Genomic DNA, 17,231 nt, shown 5'->3' with positions numbered 1-17,231 from the left:
TACATGAGCAAAAAACAATTAATAATGGAAAGCGCTTTAGAACTCTTTGCCAAGCAAGGATTTGAAGCTACCTCTGTACAGCAGATCACTGAGCACTCCGGTATTTCCAAAGGAGCTTTTTACTTATCATTTAAATCAAAAGATGAATTGATTATGGCATTGATTGATCATTTCATGATGCAATTCGTTTCAGACGTTGACCACGTAGTCAAAAATCCGAATATTACAGGTAAAGAACTTTTAAACAAGTTTTTTTACACTACATTCCACTCCTTTCAGAAGCATTCAGACTTTGCAAAGATCTTTATTAAAGAACAAGCGCATACATTCAATGAAGAACTACTATCAAAAGGGCGCCACTTTGACCAATTAATAGATGATATAACCCTATCAATGTTAGATCAGTTATATGGAGAGACTGTCAAACATACAAAATACGATTTAATCTATTGCATTAAAGGCTTCATGCATATATACTCTCATTTATTTTTATTTTTCAATGTGCCTTTGGACCTGAACCTTCTGTGCCGATCCCTCGCGGAAAAAACAGACCTGCTGGCAAAGCAATCAACGATCCCCTTTATCACGGACGAGCTATATGAGATGTTCAGGGAACCGGTAGATGAAGAGATATCTGCCGGGAAATTGATTAAAATCATGGATCAAAAAATAGAGGAATTAGAAGAGTCAATTGAAAAGGAGTCACTGATCCTGCTTAAGCAGGATGTCCTGGAACGGAGCTTGAGCCCAGCTATTATAAAAGGATTGATTTCAAATATTCAAAACGATCCACATTGCAAAATGATCGCCTTTTTGCTTCGAAAATATTATCATGTTTAACATCTTTTATAATCTTTTAATGATTCATGTAAAATTAACAGGCCAAAAAACCTCAGGCTAACGAGAACTCGAAAGCCTGAGGTTTTTAGAATTTTTTAATAAACGATTACTTTTTCAAGGATTGATATTGGCTGATAATTTCATTTGCAAGATAACTTGATTTATCAAGACGACAAACCTCTTGAAGTACATACGCCACTCCATTTTCTTCAATCATATCCTGCAGTTTTACTGCTTCTTCATCTCCCTCATAATCAAACATTAAGGCTGCTGCTATTGCCTTTGCAAGGTTGGCAGAGGAAAGGCCTGCTTTTTGAGCTTGAACTGCCGGACGGATCAAACGGTCATCAGGACCAAGTTTTCTCAATGGTGAACGACCGACTCTCGTTACACCATCATTTAAATGGGCATTTTGGAAACGGCACATGATTTTATCAATGTATTTCTGATGTGCTTCAGGATCCAAATCATAACGCTTAATTAAGTATGCCCCGGTCTCACCCAAAGTAGCCTGAACCTGATTGCGAATCTCTTCATCAGCAAGCGTTTGGTCAATCGTTTTCTTATTCTCAAGATAGCCGAGGTAAGCGATAACGGCATGTCCTGTATTCACAGTAAACAATTTTCTTTCAATAAAAGGCGCAAGTTCAGGGACAATTTTCATTCCTTCAATAGGAGGAATCTCTTCCGTTGTTTCCACAACCCATTCATGATATGGCTCAACCAACACATCCAGTGATCCTTGATTATTTTGAATTGGAACGATTCGGTCAACAGCTGAATTTAAGAAAGAGACCTGATGCTGGACCTTTTCTTTTGTTTCACTGTCAAGGTGTTCCATTATATATCCTTTTAGCAAATCTGTTGCTGATATTTGGTTCTCACAAGCAATAACATATAGCTTTTCACCTTTATCTTCCTCTATTCTTGCGGCTAGTCCTTTTGCAATTAACGGCGCAATTCTTGGAAGAATATTAGGTCCAATCGCAGTTGTTAAAAATGCTGCATTCTTGATTGCTTCAATTACTTCTTTTTCTTGCTTGAGGTTATTTAGCCCGGAAACGTTTTCGATTGTCATGGTTTCCTGCTCATCGGCAGCAAGCTTAACCTTATACTGCTTTTCCTCATTTAACTGATTAATAACCTGATCAGCAATGTCTACAAAAACAACATTATAGCCTGACTGGGAAAAAAGGGCACCAATGAATCCCCTTCCGATATTGCCTGCTCCAAAATGCACTGCTTGTCTCATCCAACCATTCCTTTATTGACTTATTTTAAAATTCGATTGAAGATACTCTACAAATATAGTTTCTAACTTTTTACAGATCATTTTTTCATTTGCTGAAGAAAAAACCAGAATAGCCTCATCGGTTTCAATTATATTTGTACTAATTAAACTTAATATCTCCTGCTCTCTAATACTTAATTCTGATGGTGCCAGCATGAGCAGAAGGTTCTTCATTGCTACATCGTTTCCATCCATCCCTTGTACAAGACAAGTGTCTGGCAAATGGGAAATCTGGAAAATAAGTTCCCGCACGTGTTCATTCCTGGTATGGAAAAGGGCGATATTGGTGTTAGGAATACCGAGGCCACCCTTTCGTTCCCGCTCCTTGAGAGCTTCCATTATAACTGCTGGATTTGTCAGCAGGTTTTCCGCCTCAGCTTTCATAATCATGTTTTTCAGAATTTGTTCCTGACTTTTCCACTTATCCACTTGGTAAAACCGAAAGTTATGAAGGATTGCCTCGATACTCTGCTGAATATCTTTAACCTCATTAAGCATTTCGGATAAGGCCATCTTTTTCTTATTTGCAGCAGTACTTAAATCCTGCTTTGCCCCTTTTTGATATTTCTTATCTTTTGTAAGGTTTTCGATGTTGTTCTTTAAAAAAGTTTTTATTGTCAGGATATTTTCTTCACTTAAGAGCGGATTCACTAAAATGTACTCAGCATTTACAATGGGAAGACGGACAGTGGAAAGAATAATGTCATATATACTCAGGTCCACCTCCTCTGTAATCTCTTTAATCGACTTAATGTCAATTTCATCAATCTCTGTTATTTCTTTTTTGATTCTGCTCATCAGCATTTTTGATGTGCCAATACCAGTGGGGCAAATCACCAGTGCCCTTATGACCAAGTTCTCTTCTTGCATTACCAAAGCAGATCCGAAATGCAGAACCATGAAAGCTATCTCATCATCCGGAAAATGATCAATTTCCTTAAATTCCTCTTCCACACTATTTTTCACAGCCATGAAAAGGATGGGATATTTCCTTTTGATTTCTTCTTTAAGCGGATTAAAAGAGGCCAATTTCTGCTTTATACGGAATAAGGCTGGTTCCATGTGGGCAAGCAAGCCCTGAAACAAGGAAAAATCCCTTGTCAGATCCAGATGGAGCTGATTAGAAACTGAATGAATTACATTTTTTATCATCTGTGCAAGAACGATACTATCATATGGGACAGACTCAGCCTCTCGCAGTTTTGTGCCTTTGAGATTCTGTGCCAAATTTAGAATGTCTTTTTCCGAGAAGGTTAACCCCAATTTATGTTCCAGTTCACTTGTAATTTGTCTCATTATGGCGTACTCATCGGAAATTTCTCTCTCTGAAAGGATTACATCCTTATTTACAAAAAATCGAGACTCTATTCTCTGCATTGTGATATAAATATGTAGAATGATTTCCAGATGTCCGCTATCCGCAAAACGGGCATGTTCGCTATTAAAAGCTGAATTTACCGATGCACTCACCGCACGCAGATTTTCAGGAATAAAGTAATGCAGGATTTTCTTCTCAGAAAGACTACCTTTTTCGAGCAAATACATCTTTTCAATTAATTCTTCATTAAAATATTGAAGGAAATAATGTACAAGCGCTCTTCGTTTGTTTGCTTCTATCCCCTCAAGCTTTACCCCGACTCCTCTTTTTCTTATAAGCTTTATTTGAAAATTTCCCAGCCATTTAGCCAATTCATCCAAATAAGCGGCAAGTGTTGCCGTGCTGATCTCTAGATGACTTGCCAAAACCTGTGTTTTATATAACTCCTCCTCCATAACAGCCAGGAGGAGACGCAATTTCCGTTCCTGTGGTGGCTGATCAATCGGATTGGTGCTTATCATATGCTGAATCAGCCGGAATATATGCTCGTTCTTCCCCTGAATCACAAGGCCCTCATCATTGTTTCTCACAAGCTTAAGGCTAAACTCCTGGATTGTTTTTTCTACAGCCTTTAAATCTCTCTGAATCGTTCGGGCACTGACATTTAAAGTAGAAGCAATGGACAAAGCCGTATGTTTTCCTGAAGTCTTAATTATTAATTCAATAATTGCTTTTTCCCTCGATGTAATATACATGAGATCATCTCATTTCTGAGTGATGTAAAGAAAACAATGAATAGAAAAGCGAATAAACCGCTTTTCTATTCATTAATTGAATCTATTTATTTTTTGCCAATGATATCGATAATAGTCTGTGCTGAATCAGCCTCAACCATCTTTTCGATATTTTCCATATCTGAGCATGTTACAGCTATACCGGATAAAATTTCAAGGTGTGTACCATCTTTTCCCGCGATACCGAAAATCAAACGTACTTTCTGACCATCAAAGTCAACACCATTTGGCACCTGTACCACAGTGAACCCTGACTTAATGACAGCTTTCTTTGCTTCTTCCGTTCCATGAGGTATTGCAACATCATTTCCCATATAAGTTGAAGTAATGTTATCACGCTCAATCATCGCTTCAATATAGCTCTCATCTACGTAGCCAGCGTTAACAAGTGCTCTGCCGGTAAAGCGGATTGCCTCTTCTTTATTAGCAAACTGCTGATTTAAAAAGATATTTTCCCGACGCAGCAAGTCTTCTTTATGTGCTAATTCCTCATCTTGATTATCAGGAACATTTTCCTCAGCTTCCTCAACAATTTCATGAAGCTCAAAATTTGCCGGGAACTGCAGTTCACTGATTAATTTATCGTACTCCGGACTTGAAAGGAAGTTACCCACAGAAATATGGTAAGCATTAGGTACTTTATTCCGCGCTCTCGGAGTCAATTCTTCCTGCGTAATGACAATCTGAGCATCTGCCGGCAGATTACTGATTGCTGTATTCGTGACCTCAAGATCCATTCCAGCTTCTTTCACCTTTTTGCGGAGAAGAGACGCTCCCATTGCACTTGATCCCATTCCAGCATCACAGGCAAAAATAATTTTGGTAACATGATCAGGCAGAGCTCCTTGATCTCCAGCAAATACATTTGATACTGAGCTTTTCTTTCCTTTCATTTCCTGCATTTTTTGTGCCGCTGCTTCGATATCATCTTCACCCTGCTTCCCTGTTTTCAAAATGAAGGAAGAAGCGATGAAGGAAACAGCTCCAGCTACAAAAACACCAGCAAAGTTAGCTACATATGCACTCGTATGATGAGGTGTTACCGCGGTAATGGCGATAATACTGCCTGGTGATGATGGAGCGAATAATCCACCGCCTAACAGAACCAATGTGAAAACACCGCTCATTCCGCCAAGAATAACGGCGAAAAACAGCATTGGGCGCATAAGAATGTATGGGAAATAAATCTCATGAATACCGCCAAAAAAGTGAATAATTCCGGCACCAGGAGCTGATTTCTTGGATGTTCCCTTGCCGAAAAACATATACGCAAGGAGGACACCAATACCAGGGCCAGGATTTGCCTCAAGAAGAAACAGAATAGACTGTCCCGTTTGTTTTACCTGTTCTACACCAATAGGCGAAAGAACACCATGGTTGATCGCATTATTTAAGAACAAAACTTTTGCAGGCTCGATTAGGATGCTTGTCAGCGGCAGCAGGCCAGTTCCAACCAGCCAATCAACACCAGCTACAAGCCATTCTGTAAAGGCGTCAATGATAGGGCCAACACCCAAAAATGCAAGAATGGCGAGGATTGCCCCCAGAATCCCTGCTGAGAAATTATTGACCAGCATTTCAAATCCAGCTCGGACTTTCCCTTCCATCATCTGGTCAAACTTCTTGATCACCCATCCGCCAAGCGGGCCGATAATCATCGCACCCAGGAACATAGGGATATCTGCACCAGCAATAACACCCATTGTCGCAATGGCACCAACAACCGCGCCCCGCTGCTCATGAACCAGTTTGCCTCCGGTATACCCGATTAAAATTGGAAGCAAGTAGGTAACCATTGGGCCCACCATTTTGGCAAGGCTTTCATTTGGAAAAAAGCCAGTTGGTATAAATAATGCTGTAATTAACCCCCAGGCTATGAAAGCTGAAATATTCGGCATAACCATAGAGCTAAGGAAATTACCGAACTTTTGAACAGCTACTTTTATATTAGATTGAGCCATTTACACTCATTCCTTTCAGAAATATAGTACTTAGATTATCCTAAAGTACAATACCCTCAAACTCAACAAAGTTGATACTTAACTTTGTCGCAGCATTAATGACAAAGTTATTGTTTCTCAAAATATTATTCTTTATCCTTTAAGAAATTATATAACTCTGTTTCAGACACTGCTTTCAGCTTTTTGAGAGATATGAAGATTTTGAAAGGCAAGGTTTAGAATTTTTTTAGTTCGACCCGATTTCTATTTTGTTTGCTCTATTAAGCTGCAATGTTATAGAGCGGCGCAGCTTAACCATTAATCATGACCTTCTATTCTGTATCCCATAATTATTTCAATTAAAAAAACTGCTCCTTAAGGAACAGTTTTTTTAAATGTAAAATGAATTCGTTTTTATGATTTTATTTAGCCTACTCTACTGTAACCGACTTAGCCAGGTTACGCGGTTTATCCACGTCACACTCACGGTGCAGTGCAGCAAAATAAGAAATTAATTGTAATGGTATTACAGAGATAAGAGGTGTTAATAACCCGTTCACTTCCGGGATGATGAAACTGTCTTCTTCCGTTTCCAGCCCTTTCATGGAAATGATGCAAGGGTTTGCTCCGCGGGCAACAACCTCTTTAACGTTGCCGCGAATGCTTAAGTTCACACTTTCTTGAGTTGCCAGGGCAATGATCGGCGTACCGTTCTCGATTAAAGCGATTGTTCCATGCTTCAATTCTCCGCCTGCAAAGCCTTCAGCTTGAATATAAGAAATCTCTTTCAGCTTAAGCGCGCCTTCTAGACCAACATAGAAGTCAATTCCGCGGCCAATGAAGAACGCATTGCGTGTAGTTGAAAGGAATTTGCTTGCAATGTCTTCAAACTCTTCCTTTGAGTCACATAGAACTTCCATTGCATTTGCTACAATGCCAAGCTCCTGAACAAGGTTGAAGCCCAGTTCTAAACCGCGGCTCTTCGCTGTTACTTCTGCAAGGATGGATAATACAGCAATCTGGGCTGTATAAGCCTTTGTAGACGCTACGGCAATTTCAGGACCTGCATGAAGCAATAAAGTGTAGTCTGCTTCACGGGATAGTGTTGAACCTGGAACGTTTGTAATCGTTAACGCCTTATGGCCCATTTCCTTTACATTTACAAGCACAGCACGGCTGTCTGCTGTTTCACCGCTTTGAGAGATAAAGATAAATAGCGGCTTTTCTGAAAGCAATGGCATATTGTAGCCAAACTCACTTGAAATGTGAACTTCAACTGGAATTTCCGCGATTTTTTCAATGAATTGCTTTCCAACCAGTCCTGCATGATAAGAAGTACCTGCCGCAATGATATAAATGCGGTCAGCATCGTTCATTGCCTCAACGATTTCCTGGTCGATTGTCAGCTCTCCATTATCATCTTGATATTTCTGGATGATTTTGCGCATCACTAAAGGCTGCTCATCGATTTCTTTTAGCATGTAGTGAGGATATGTTCCTTTTTCAATATCGCTTGCATCCAATTCAGCAGTATAAGGATCACGGCTGATTTCCTCGCCATTCAACGTCTGAATCTTAACTTCTTCTTTTGTAACAATAACGACTTCTTTGTCCATCAGTTCAACATATTGATCTGTAACTTGAAGCATCGCCATTGCATCAGAAGCGACAACATTGAATGTTTCGCCTAATCCAACCAGAAGGGGACTTTTGTTTTTCGCCACAAAAATCGTTTCATTGTTTTCTGCATCCAAAAGGGCGATCGCATATGAGCCTTTTAAAAGTGTCAGCGTTTTGCGGAACGCTTCTTCAGTAGTTAATCCTTCGTTCACGAATAAATCGATCAGTTGAACGATGATTTCCGTATCTGTATCACTTTTAAGTGCAACTCCCTGCAAATATTCGCGCTTTAAGATGTCATAGTTCTCAATTACGCCATTATGAACAAGCGTGAAGCGTCCGGAATTACTTTGATGAGGGTGAGCATTTACAGTGCTTGGCACTCCATGAGTCGCCCAGCGAGTGTGTCCAATTCCCGTGTTAGCCATCACATCTTCATCTACAATATTGCGAAGATCCGCAATACGGCCTTTTTCTTTGAAAACCTGAACGCCATTATCATTCATAACCGCAATACCAGCTGAATCATATCCTCTATATTCAAGCTTTTCCAAGCCTTTTAATAAAATTTCTTTCGAATCCTGATTTCCAATATAACCAACGATACCACACATACTTCTTTTCCTCCTAATAATGAAGGGGCAAGAAGCCTTTTCGGGGCAGTCTTGCCCCTTATCTCTGTTTTTTATATTCGCCCTCTAAGGGGCATTAAAGCCTCTTAGGATGAACGTTTTTAGTTTTAGCATTCCCTTCTCTTTGTCCATTCAGTTGCCTAAATGTTTTAAAGAAGAAATTGTCGGTTGTGCTTTCAACCGGGAGGCATCCGCCGATCATTCGATAAACCTCCTCCTCGTCAACTAATCCTTTTCGTCCAGGATCAGTTCAGGCGCTTTTAAATGTGAAATTTTTCTGCCCACCTTCCTCTACTTGAATAAAAAAATTTTTGTATTTTTAATTCAAAAACAGGACTATCATACATCATACTGAAACAATCCGTCAATAGATAAATACAGGAAGCACCCAAGCCGCACAGTTGGGTATTCCCCGCTGCTGGCCACTGTAAACTTCCATATATTAAAAATATGCATAAGGGGGTTAATGAGTTCCCTTATGCATATATGTATGTCTTATTCTTTTAATCCCATTTCTCTCTCTACAACAGCAGCAATGCGTTCTACATAAGACACACATAGTTCACCTGTTGGCGCTTCTGCCATTACACGTACAAGCGGTTCTGTACCGGAAGGACGGACAAGAATCCGGCCGTTGCCGTTCATTTCTTCTTCGACCTGTGAAATAATTTCTTTCACTTTTTCATTATCTGTTACATGATGCTTGTCTGTTACACGGATGTTTACAAGCTTTTGCGGGAATTTCTGCATTTCTTTCGCAAGCTCAGATAATGGCTTCTTGGTTACTTTCATAATGTTAACAAGCTGAAGACCTGTCAAAAGTCCATCTCCAGTTGTGATGTAGTCCAGGAAAATGATATGTCCTGACTGTTCTCCGCCAAGGTTGTAGCCGTTCTTCTTCATTTCTTCCACAACATAGCGGTCTCCTACAGCAGTCTGAACACTTTCGACACCGTTAGCTTCCAGCCCTTTATAGAAGCCAAGATTGCTCATCACAGTAGATACCACTGTGTTTTGTTTAAGTCTTCCTTGCTCTTTCATGTATTTTCCGCAGATATACATGATCTGGTCACCATCTACAATATCGCCATTTTCATCAATCGCAATCAAACGGTCGCCGTCTCCATCAAAAGCCAGACCTACATCTGCTTCTTTTTCCTTAACAAATGCAGCTAGCGCTTCAGGATGTGTAGATCCAACCCCTGCATTAATATTTAATCCGTTAGGAGAAGCTCCCATCATGGATAAGTCTGCATCAAGATCAGCAAACAAGTGCGTAGCAAGCGGTGACGTTGCACCATGTGCACAATCCAAAGCAATATGTATGCCTGAGAAATCCTCGTCTACGGTCTGCTTTAAATATTGAAGGTATTTCTGTCCGCCTTCAAAATAATCATTAACCTGTCCGAGATTTCCTCCGACTGGTCTTGGCAGCTGGTCTTCCTCCATATCCATTAATCCCTCAATCTCTGCTTCCTGATCATCTGAAAGCTTGAATCCGTCTGGACCAAAGAATTTAATTCCGTTATCTTCAACCGGATTATGGGATGCAGATATCATAACCCCAGCTTCAGCACCAAGCGCTTTTGTTAAATATGCAACTCCCGGAGTGGAAATAACACCGAGGCGCATCACTTCTGCGCCAATTGATAATAGTCCTGCTACAAGTGCACCTTCCAGCATATGGCCGGATATACGGGTGTCACGACCGATTAATACTTTCGGACGGTCATGGTCTTTCGTTAATACGTATCCTCCGAAACGGCCCAATTTAAATGCCAGTTCCGGTGTTAATTCACTATTTGCAACTCCGCGTACTCCATCTGTACCGAAATATTTACCCATTTTCGTAATCGCTCCTTCTTACTATTAAAAATACTCTATAATTAAGCCTCTTCTTTTTGCGTGATAGAGATTAACGCTTTCCCAGCCGCAGGCTTCGAATCTACCTCAGCAGGCGCGTCGACATTTATATTGACTTCATGGTCCCCTTCTCCTAGGCCGGCTAAATCCAGATAAACACTAAGATCGCTGGCACTCAGCTCCTGAACCACACTGTTCTTTCCGGAAACGGTTATACTTGTCCTTCCGGAAGCAGGATTTTTAAGGACAGCCTCAAACTCTTTGGATAACCCAACTAAATTAATTGGGAGATTTGAAAATGTTTTCGTTTCTTCTGTTGTCTGTCCTTGTGTTTGTTCTGCCGGTTCTTCTGCAGTTTCCTCTTCTTCTGCATCTTCCGTTACACTTACATCTACATTAGCCTTTACCGTTTTCGGATCAGATCCTGAAAGGCCATCCGGAATGATAACCGGGACAGTCAGCACAGTATCTTCTTGTATCCGGCTTACATCCACTTCCACTCTTACACTTTCAGTCTCATTTAGAACATCTTCACGTCCGGTTATCGCAGCCTCTTTTACATCAAGTTCAATAGAATTAATGGTAACTCCATTTTGCAAATTCCCTTTCCGGACGATTGTAATAGGAACCGTTTTGCTTAACTGCCGGACTGGTACGGTTACCCGAATCACTTGAGGTTCCACAATGACATCAAGTTTATTCATCTCACGGTCCAAAACCCTTACCGTTGCTTCCTCTGTTATTGTCTCTGTAATTGGCCCTTTTAAATCAAGGGTTGCTTTAACAAAGCTGATTCGATTAATAACCTCTTTGGATCCGGTAATTTTGACTGTATTGGGTTCTGCAGCCGCTGCTTCGGATGTATACCCTTCGCCAAGCAGGCTTTTATTAAATTCTGCTTCCACTCTAAACTCCTGTGTCACTTTCTCATGTATGGTGACATTTGCATATTGTGGCTCAATTGTAACTTTTAGCTTGTCGGAGATATCCCTAATTTTTATTTCAACTCTTTCGTTTCCTACTTCTGCATCCGATAAATCCACATAGACTTCAAAGTTTCTTTGTGTTTTAGCCGGCTGCAGGTGGCTTTTTGGTCCTGTGATAGTCAAATCGACTGTATCCGGAATACCTGTTACCACCAGATTTTCGGTATCATAATAACTTTTCACCGGTACATCTGCAATGACCTCGGAGTCCTTTTCACCTGGAACATTTACATCCTTTAACTCTTTATCTGCATCGTATACAGAGTCAAATAGAAAGAGCGCCAATATCAAGGCAACTACTTTCATAAACCAGCGGGTATCGACCAGTTTATCAATGAACTTATCCATTCTTTTTCCCCCTCCAGTTCCAACGACCTGAAGAAGTCTGCTTTATTTTATATTGAGCCAGCATCTCATTCGAAAGCATATCTTTAAAAGCATCCGATTTTAAATCACGGTGCAGCTCACCATTCTTTGTTAAAGAAACACTTCCCGTTTCCTCAGAAACAACAATTGTAATGCTGTCGGTTACTTCACTTATACCCAAGGCCGCCCGATGTCTGGTGCCAAGCTCTTTTGAGATAAAGGGGCTCTCCGACAGCGGCAAGTAACAGGCTGCAGCAGCAACACAGTTTTTTTGAATGATGACAGCTCCATCATGCAGCGGGGTGTTCGGAATAAATATATTAATGAGAAGCTCAGATGAGATTTTCGAATCAAGCTGTATGCCCGTTTCAATATAATCCCCCATCCCAGTTTCCCGTTCAACCGAAATAAGTGCGCCAATTCGGCGTTTAGCCATGTAATCTACCGCTTTGGCAATAGATTCCACCAGTTTCTCCTGGTCTTCCTCCTCCTGATTTCCGCTCCTCGAGAAGAATCGCCCTCTTCCCAATTGCTCCAGCGCTCTTCTCAACTCCGGCTGGAAAATAATAATAACGGCAAGAAATCCCCAAAGAAGCACTTGTTCCATCATCCATCCTAACGTTTGCAGGTGGAACTTGTCGCTTGCCACTTTAACAAGGATAATGACAAATATACCTTTTAGCAATTGGACAGCCTTCGTTCCTTTGACAATCATTATGAGTTTATAGATGACGTACCAAACAAGGAGAATGTCTATTGTATTAGCCAACAATTTCAAAATAGAGAAATCTGCAAACGACATTGTCCTTCCTCCAAATATATATTTCAAAAGCAATAAGCTTTAAGTTCAAGCTATGGTTTATATATGTAACTTTCATATTATATCATATTTAAACCTAATTCCAATTTTGCGGCCACGCAAACAGCTGGAAAATTTATTGCGGTGATATATTAAGAATCCCTGCTCTAGAGCAGGGATTCATTTCTTTTATTTACTATTTTTCTTTCTCGGCTTCATCATTATCAAAGACACTCACAATTTCCTTTGATGCCTTTTTAATGTGGTACCATATCCATTCAAAAATCGCATTAACCTCTTCTATTTCTCCCGTTACCTTTCCTGCTGAAGCCATATACTGTTCCCCATTAATGACGGTAACATTTCCTTCTACTTGACCTTGAATTTCCAAATTTCCATTTTTCACAACGACATCGCCTTTTACAACTTCACCTTCTGGAACGATAACCTTATCATTTTGCACCACCAGGTTTGGCTGTTTAGAAACTGATAACTGGTGGTCCTGATCCCAGGAAGAAATGAGGCTGCCCATCATTAATACAAGAAATAGGGATGCTGCGGTTAAAAGCGGGTGCTGCCTAAACCAGCGCTGAACACCAACCTTGCGCTTTTCCTTAGGAAGTTTCGCCATAACATTTGCTGTAAAATTATCTGGTGCCTGTATATGTGAAGTGCTTTGGACTAAAGCTATCGTCTTTTTCAATTCATGGAAATGATTTTGGCACTCTTCGCAGCTTTGCAGATGTGCCCTTAATTCCTTTTCATGTTCGGCTGAGATCTCTTCATCTAAATACTCATGCATAAAAAGAACAATTTCTGCTGGACATTTCAAAGTTCTCACCCTCTTTACTAAACATATCGTAATTGATTTCTAAGTGCTTCCCGGCCCCGGTGAATCCTAGTTTTTACAGTTCCCAAAGGAAGATCCAGCGTTTCACTGATCTCATTTAACGATAACTCTTCAATATACTTCAGTACAATAACCGATCGGTACTTTTCAGGAAGCTTGGATATCTCCCTTTGAATCGTCTCCTGCAGCTCCAAGCTTTCCACATCGTCTTCTGGCAGCCTTGTATCCGAAGCAATTTGAGAATACATATTAAGCCCATCAGTTCCTGCGACCTCTGCATCCAGATAATAATCCGGCTTCTTTTTCCTAATTCTGTCTATACAGAGATTAGTGGCAATCCGATATAGCCAAGTAGAAAACTTCAATTCAATATTAAAGCTGCTGATATTCACATAGGCCCTTAAAAAGGCTTCTTGTGCAATATCTTCCGCTTCATGCCTGTTACCCAGCATTCTGTAACAAATTTGAAAAACCTTATCTTTATATATTTCAACTACTTCTGCATAAGCATCCTGGTCGCCTTTTAATACTTGCTTAATCCTTTTCTTTACGACTGTCTCCATTTTTTTACCTCCGCTCCACTGCGGCTAATCGATATTACGAATCGATAGCGGAAAAGGTTTCATTTTTTTATAAAAAACATTCATTTTCTATATTAACAAATATTTACTTATTCTGGTTTAAAAAATTTTTATAAGGGGTATAAAAGTACTAAAATTATGGAAAAGGGTTGGTTTCGGTGTGTGTCAATGACTTATTAAAAGATATTGAGGATTGCCGGTCGGAAATGGTACAGTTAGCAGCAGTTACTTCATTTACTAACCACCGGGTAGTAGAAACTAGCATTAAACTCGATCGACTTCTAAATAAATACTATATACTCACATCAAAAAAATGAGCAGAACTCATATCGGTTCTGCTCATTTTTTATGCTGCCCTTAAAGAAGCTTCTCTCCAAACAATGAACCCATAAGCGCTACTGCTACAGTAGCTGTTTTATTTTTATCATCCAGAATTGGGTTTACTTCCACAAATTCTGCCGATGTGATAATTTGAGCCTCCGCGAGCATTTCCATTGCAAGGTGGCTTTCACGGTAGCTGATTCCGCCAATTACCGGTGTCCCAACCCCTGGTGCATCATGCGGATCCAGCCCATCAAGATCCAATGACAGGTGGACGCCATCCGTATTGCGCTCTTTTAAATATGTAATAGACTCTTCCATAACCTTTGTCATACCGAGTCGATCAATTTCATGCATTGTATAAACTTTAATGCCTTTTTCTTTAATTAGCTCTCTTTCGCCTTCATCCAAAGATCTCGCACCAATAATGACAATGTTCTCCGGCTTAACCTTTGGCCCATATCCGCCGACATTCGTTAATAGTGAATGGCCGATTCCAAGGCTGACTGCAAGAGGCATCCCATGAATGTTTCCGGATGGCGACGTTTCCGCAGTATTTAAATCACCATGGGCATCATACCAGATAACCCCTAGATTCTTGTAATGCTTGGATACACCAGCCAATGTTCCAATGGCAATGCTGTGGTCACCGCCAAGCACCAATGGAAATGATCCCGCCTCTATAGCCTTATCTACTTCTTCGGACAACTTTTCTGTCTTTTCAGCTATTAAATCCAAGTTTCTGAGATTAGATTCCGGATCTACCTGTACTTCCGGTCTTCCAATTGCAATATCACCCTGATCATGGATTTCTTCAAATAAACTCTTTAATCGCTCATTCACGCCAGCGTATCGAATGGCGCTGGGCCCCATATCCACACCGCGTCGCATCTGACCCAAATCCATAGGCATTCCAATTATCGATAATTTCTGTCTTTTCATAATCTGTGTCCTCCCTTTCCCTTCATACTATTATTTTAACCGCTTTCAAACACATGACTCAACTCGACAAAATCGTGTATATATATGCGGTTAACAAGGAAAGAGAAAAAGTATTTGGGAGAGCATTTTATATTGCACCTCACTCCGTTTGTACAGTTTAATAGTGAACATTGCGAACAAATCAGAGAAACAAGCAAATAAACCATGAAATTTAACGAACGAACTGCTGAAAATTACACATAATACACTGAAAATCGAGAATAAGCTATGACAGCATGCTTGATTCTTTCAGAACAATGGATCATCCCCTATTAAAATCCAGCAATTCTTTCTTAAATTTTCACTTATGAATCACTTTTCTAATTTATGAATCACTTTCAGCTGTTTATGCGTCACTTTTTAAACATATGAACCACTTTGACTGATTTACGTGCCACTTTTGGATTTTATGCGCCACTTCCCCCGGTGCTAATGGGTTCTAGCTGCTTGATCAAGTAAGCCTATCGAATAGTTATATATCAAAGTTATAAACAAAAAATCCTTAAACCAAGTAGGCTTAAGGATTTACTATATGTATGATGGTGGAGCCTAGCGGGATCGAACCGCTGACCTCCTGCGTGCAAAGCAGGCGCTCTCCCAGCTGAGCTAAGGCCCCATTCGTGGAGCGGAAGACGGGATTCGAACCCGCGACCCCCACCTTGGCAAGGTGATGTTCTACCACTGAACTACTTCCGCAAATTCAAAAATATGACCTTCAGGAATCGATTCCCAAGGTCTATGTTATGATTAAAAATGAGCCATGAAGGACTCGAACCTTCGACCCTCTGATTAAAAGTCAGATGCTCTACCGACTGAGCTAATGGCTCGGAAATAAGTTGTTGCCTAAACTGAGTTTGCAGAGGTGCTCCAAAACCCTTCGGTTTTTGTCGCAGATTGCTACAGCTTGCTATTCGCTGAAGATTTGCTTCGATGCTGCAAACTTTCGCAATCCTCTACCGACTGAGCTAATCTACCGACTGAGCTAATGGCTCATAAAAATGGCTGGGCTAGCAGGATTCGAACCTGCGAGTGACGGAGTCAAAGTCCGGTGCCTTACCGCTTGGCTATAGCCCAATAATTAACAAAATAAAAAGGACATTCATAGCTTGTCCAGTTTTTGTTGTTTTTATTAAAAATAAATGGTGGAGGGGGGCAGATTCGAACTGCCGAACCCGAAGGAGCGGATTTACAGTCCGCCGCGTTTAGCCACTTCGCTACCCCTCCGTATATTATATAGTGCTAGAACCTTTATAACTGCTCAAAATCCCTTCGGGATTTTTCGCATGCTTCCGCTGAAGTTAATCAAGGAAGTTAGTAGCATGGTGCCGGCGAGAGGACTTGAACCCCCAACCTACTGATTACAAGTCAGTTGCTCTACCAATTGAGCTACACCGGCAAGTTAGATGGTGGAGGATGACGGGATCGAACCGCCGACCCTCTGCTTGTAAGGCAGATGCTCTCCCAGCTGAGCTAATCCTCCAAAATGGTGACCCCTACGGGATTCGAACCCGTGTTACCGCCGTGAAAGGGCGGTGTCTTAACCGCTTGACCAAGGGGCCTAGTAAATCTAGTTGTTTTTTTCTAAGAGAGCTTCCAACCGGGCTCGAACCGGTGACCTCTTCCTTACCATGGAAGTGCTCTACCTGCTGAGCTATGGAAGCAACAGCTCATAAGTCCCAATAAGGTCTTTATGAAAATGGCTCCGCAGGCAGGATTCGAACCTGCGACCGTTCGGTTAACAGCCGAATGCTCTACCACTGAGCTACTGCGGAATAGTGGTATAAAGAAACAGCCCGGCAGCGTCCTACTCTCACAGGGGGACAGCCCCCAACTACCATCGGCGCTGAGAAGCTTAACTTCCGTGTTCGGTATGGGAACGGGTGTGACCTTCTCGCTTTCGCCACCAGACTATTTTTCAAAGACAAGTATTATTATACCGTCTTTTTATGATTTTTCAAGAGGAAATTTTAAATTTTCGTTCCCTCAAAACTAGATAATGAATGAAGAAGTTGCCGAGTATCACCAATTACTTGGTTAAGTCCTCGATCG

At 40.9% G+C, this 17,231-nt stretch carries 12 protein-coding genes, 10 tRNA genes and 1 rRNA gene; 2 read left to right on the top strand and 21 right to left on the bottom strand.

The genetic code is table 11. From position 1 onward, the window contains the following. Window positions 1-3: 3 nt before the first annotated feature. A complete protein-coding gene (locus J7I93_RS05740) occupies window positions 4-840 on the top strand; it encodes a TetR/AcrR family transcriptional regulator (protein ID WP_214724188.1) in 837 nt (278 codons plus the stop codon). Window positions 841-946: 106 nt separating this feature from the next. On the opposite strand, the gene J7I93_RS05735 is transcribed toward J7I93_RS05740, so the two are convergent. The 9 genes from J7I93_RS05735 to sigW all read right to left on the bottom strand — a co-directional run bounded on the left by J7I93_RS05735 (window position 947) and on the right by sigW (window position 13,862). Further along, on the bottom strand, window positions 947-2,092 hold the full coding sequence (locus J7I93_RS05735) for a mannitol-1-phosphate 5-dehydrogenase (protein ID WP_214724186.1): 1,146 nt from the start codon (window positions 2,090-2,092) through the stop codon (window positions 947-949). A gap of 12 nt (window positions 2,093-2,104) precedes the next feature. Continuing rightward, window positions 2,105-4,204 (bottom strand): BglG family transcription antiterminator, encoded by a 2,100-nt coding sequence (locus tag J7I93_RS05730; RefSeq protein ID WP_214724184.1) that lies wholly within the window; start codon window positions 4,202-4,204, stop codon window positions 2,105-2,107. A gap of 86 nt (window positions 4,205-4,290) precedes the next feature. Beyond that, complete coding sequence (locus J7I93_RS05725; RefSeq protein ID WP_214724182.1) at window positions 4,291-6,204, bottom strand: PTS mannitol transporter subunit IICBA; 1,914 nt, start codon at window positions 6,202-6,204, stop codon at window positions 4,291-4,293. Between the two features lie 410 nt (window positions 6,205-6,614). Beyond that, window positions 6,615-8,417, bottom strand: a complete 1,803-nt coding sequence (glmS, locus tag J7I93_RS05720; protein WP_214724180.1) for a glutamine--fructose-6-phosphate transaminase (isomerizing) — start codon at window positions 8,415-8,417, stop codon at window positions 6,615-6,617. A 513-nt stretch (window positions 8,418-8,930) separates the two neighbouring features. After that, the gene (gene glmM, locus J7I93_RS05715) at window positions 8,931-10,280 is read right to left on the bottom strand and encodes a phosphoglucosamine mutase (RefSeq protein ID WP_214724178.1); all 1,350 of its coding nucleotides are present in this window, start codon (window positions 10,278-10,280) and stop codon (window positions 8,931-8,933) included. A gap of 41 nt (window positions 10,281-10,321) precedes the next feature. Then, complete coding sequence (locus J7I93_RS05710; RefSeq protein ID WP_214724176.1) at window positions 10,322-11,632, bottom strand: CdaR family protein; 1,311 nt, start codon at window positions 11,630-11,632, stop codon at window positions 10,322-10,324. After that, window positions 11,625-12,452 (bottom strand): diadenylate cyclase CdaA, encoded by an 828-nt coding sequence (gene cdaA, locus J7I93_RS05705; RefSeq protein ID WP_214724174.1) that lies wholly within the window; start codon window positions 12,450-12,452, stop codon window positions 11,625-11,627. The genes J7I93_RS05710 and cdaA overlap by 8 nt, the downstream gene beginning before the upstream one ends. 193 nt (window positions 12,453-12,645) lie before the next feature. Next, a complete protein-coding gene (locus J7I93_RS05700; RefSeq protein ID WP_214724172.1) occupies window positions 12,646-13,281 on the bottom strand; it encodes an anti-sigma factor family protein in 636 nt (211 codons plus the stop codon). Between the two features lie 17 nt (window positions 13,282-13,298). Then, entirely contained in the window at window positions 13,299-13,862 is a 564-nt protein-coding gene (sigW, locus tag J7I93_RS05695; protein WP_214724170.1) for an RNA polymerase sigma factor SigW, read from the bottom strand. Window positions 13,863-14,038: 176 nt separating this feature from the next. Between sigW and J7I93_RS25380 the strand changes: the two genes are divergently transcribed. Further along, window positions 14,039-14,197, top strand: coding sequence for a Spo0E family sporulation regulatory protein-aspartic acid phosphatase (locus J7I93_RS25380; protein ID WP_214724168.1), 159 nt, complete (start codon window positions 14,039-14,041; stop codon window positions 14,195-14,197). Window positions 14,198-14,237: 40 nt separating this feature from the next. Here the strand turns inward: J7I93_RS25380 and rocF are convergent, their stop codons facing one another. From rocF to rrf, 12 genes are all read right to left on the bottom strand, one after another. Then, the gene (gene rocF, locus J7I93_RS05685) at window positions 14,238-15,143 is read right to left on the bottom strand and encodes an arginase (RefSeq protein ID WP_214724166.1); all 906 of its coding nucleotides are present in this window, start codon (window positions 15,141-15,143) and stop codon (window positions 14,238-14,240) included. A gap of 579 nt (window positions 15,144-15,722) precedes the next feature. After that, window positions 15,723-15,798 (bottom strand) — tRNA-Ala (locus tag J7I93_RS05680). A 5-nt stretch (window positions 15,799-15,803) separates the two neighbouring features. Next, window positions 15,804-15,878: transfer RNA gene (locus J7I93_RS05675), tRNA-Gly, on the bottom strand. A 58-nt stretch (window positions 15,879-15,936) separates the two neighbouring features. Beyond that, window positions 15,937-16,009 (bottom strand) — tRNA-Lys (locus J7I93_RS05670). Between the two features lie 172 nt (window positions 16,010-16,181). Further along, window positions 16,182-16,256 (bottom strand) — tRNA-Gln (locus tag J7I93_RS05665). A gap of 66 nt (window positions 16,257-16,322) precedes the next feature. Continuing rightward, a tRNA-Tyr gene (locus J7I93_RS05660) sits at window positions 16,323-16,406 on the bottom strand. Window positions 16,407-16,502: 96 nt separating this feature from the next. After that, a tRNA-Thr gene (locus J7I93_RS05655) sits at window positions 16,503-16,578 on the bottom strand. An 8-nt stretch (window positions 16,579-16,586) separates the two neighbouring features. Then, window positions 16,587-16,662 (bottom strand) — tRNA-Val (locus J7I93_RS05650). A gap of 4 nt (window positions 16,663-16,666) precedes the next feature. Further along, window positions 16,667-16,741, bottom strand: a tRNA-Glu gene (locus tag J7I93_RS05645). 29 nt (window positions 16,742-16,770) lie between these two features. Next, window positions 16,771-16,843: transfer RNA gene (locus tag J7I93_RS05640), tRNA-Thr, on the bottom strand. Between the two features lie 36 nt (window positions 16,844-16,879). Continuing rightward, a tRNA-Asn gene (locus J7I93_RS05635) sits at window positions 16,880-16,954 on the bottom strand. A gap of 19 nt (window positions 16,955-16,973) precedes the next feature. Continuing rightward, a 5S ribosomal RNA gene (gene rrf / locus J7I93_RS05630) occupies window positions 16,974-17,090 on the bottom strand. Between the last annotated feature and the right edge of the window lie 141 nt (window positions 17,091-17,231).

The organism is Bacillus sp. ISL-47 (assembly GCF_018613175.1).
In the GTDB taxonomy this organism is placed as follows: Bacteria; Bacillota; Bacilli; order Bacillales; family Cytobacillaceae; genus Cytobacillus.
This window is presented reverse-complemented; position numbering and strand designations above follow the sequence as displayed.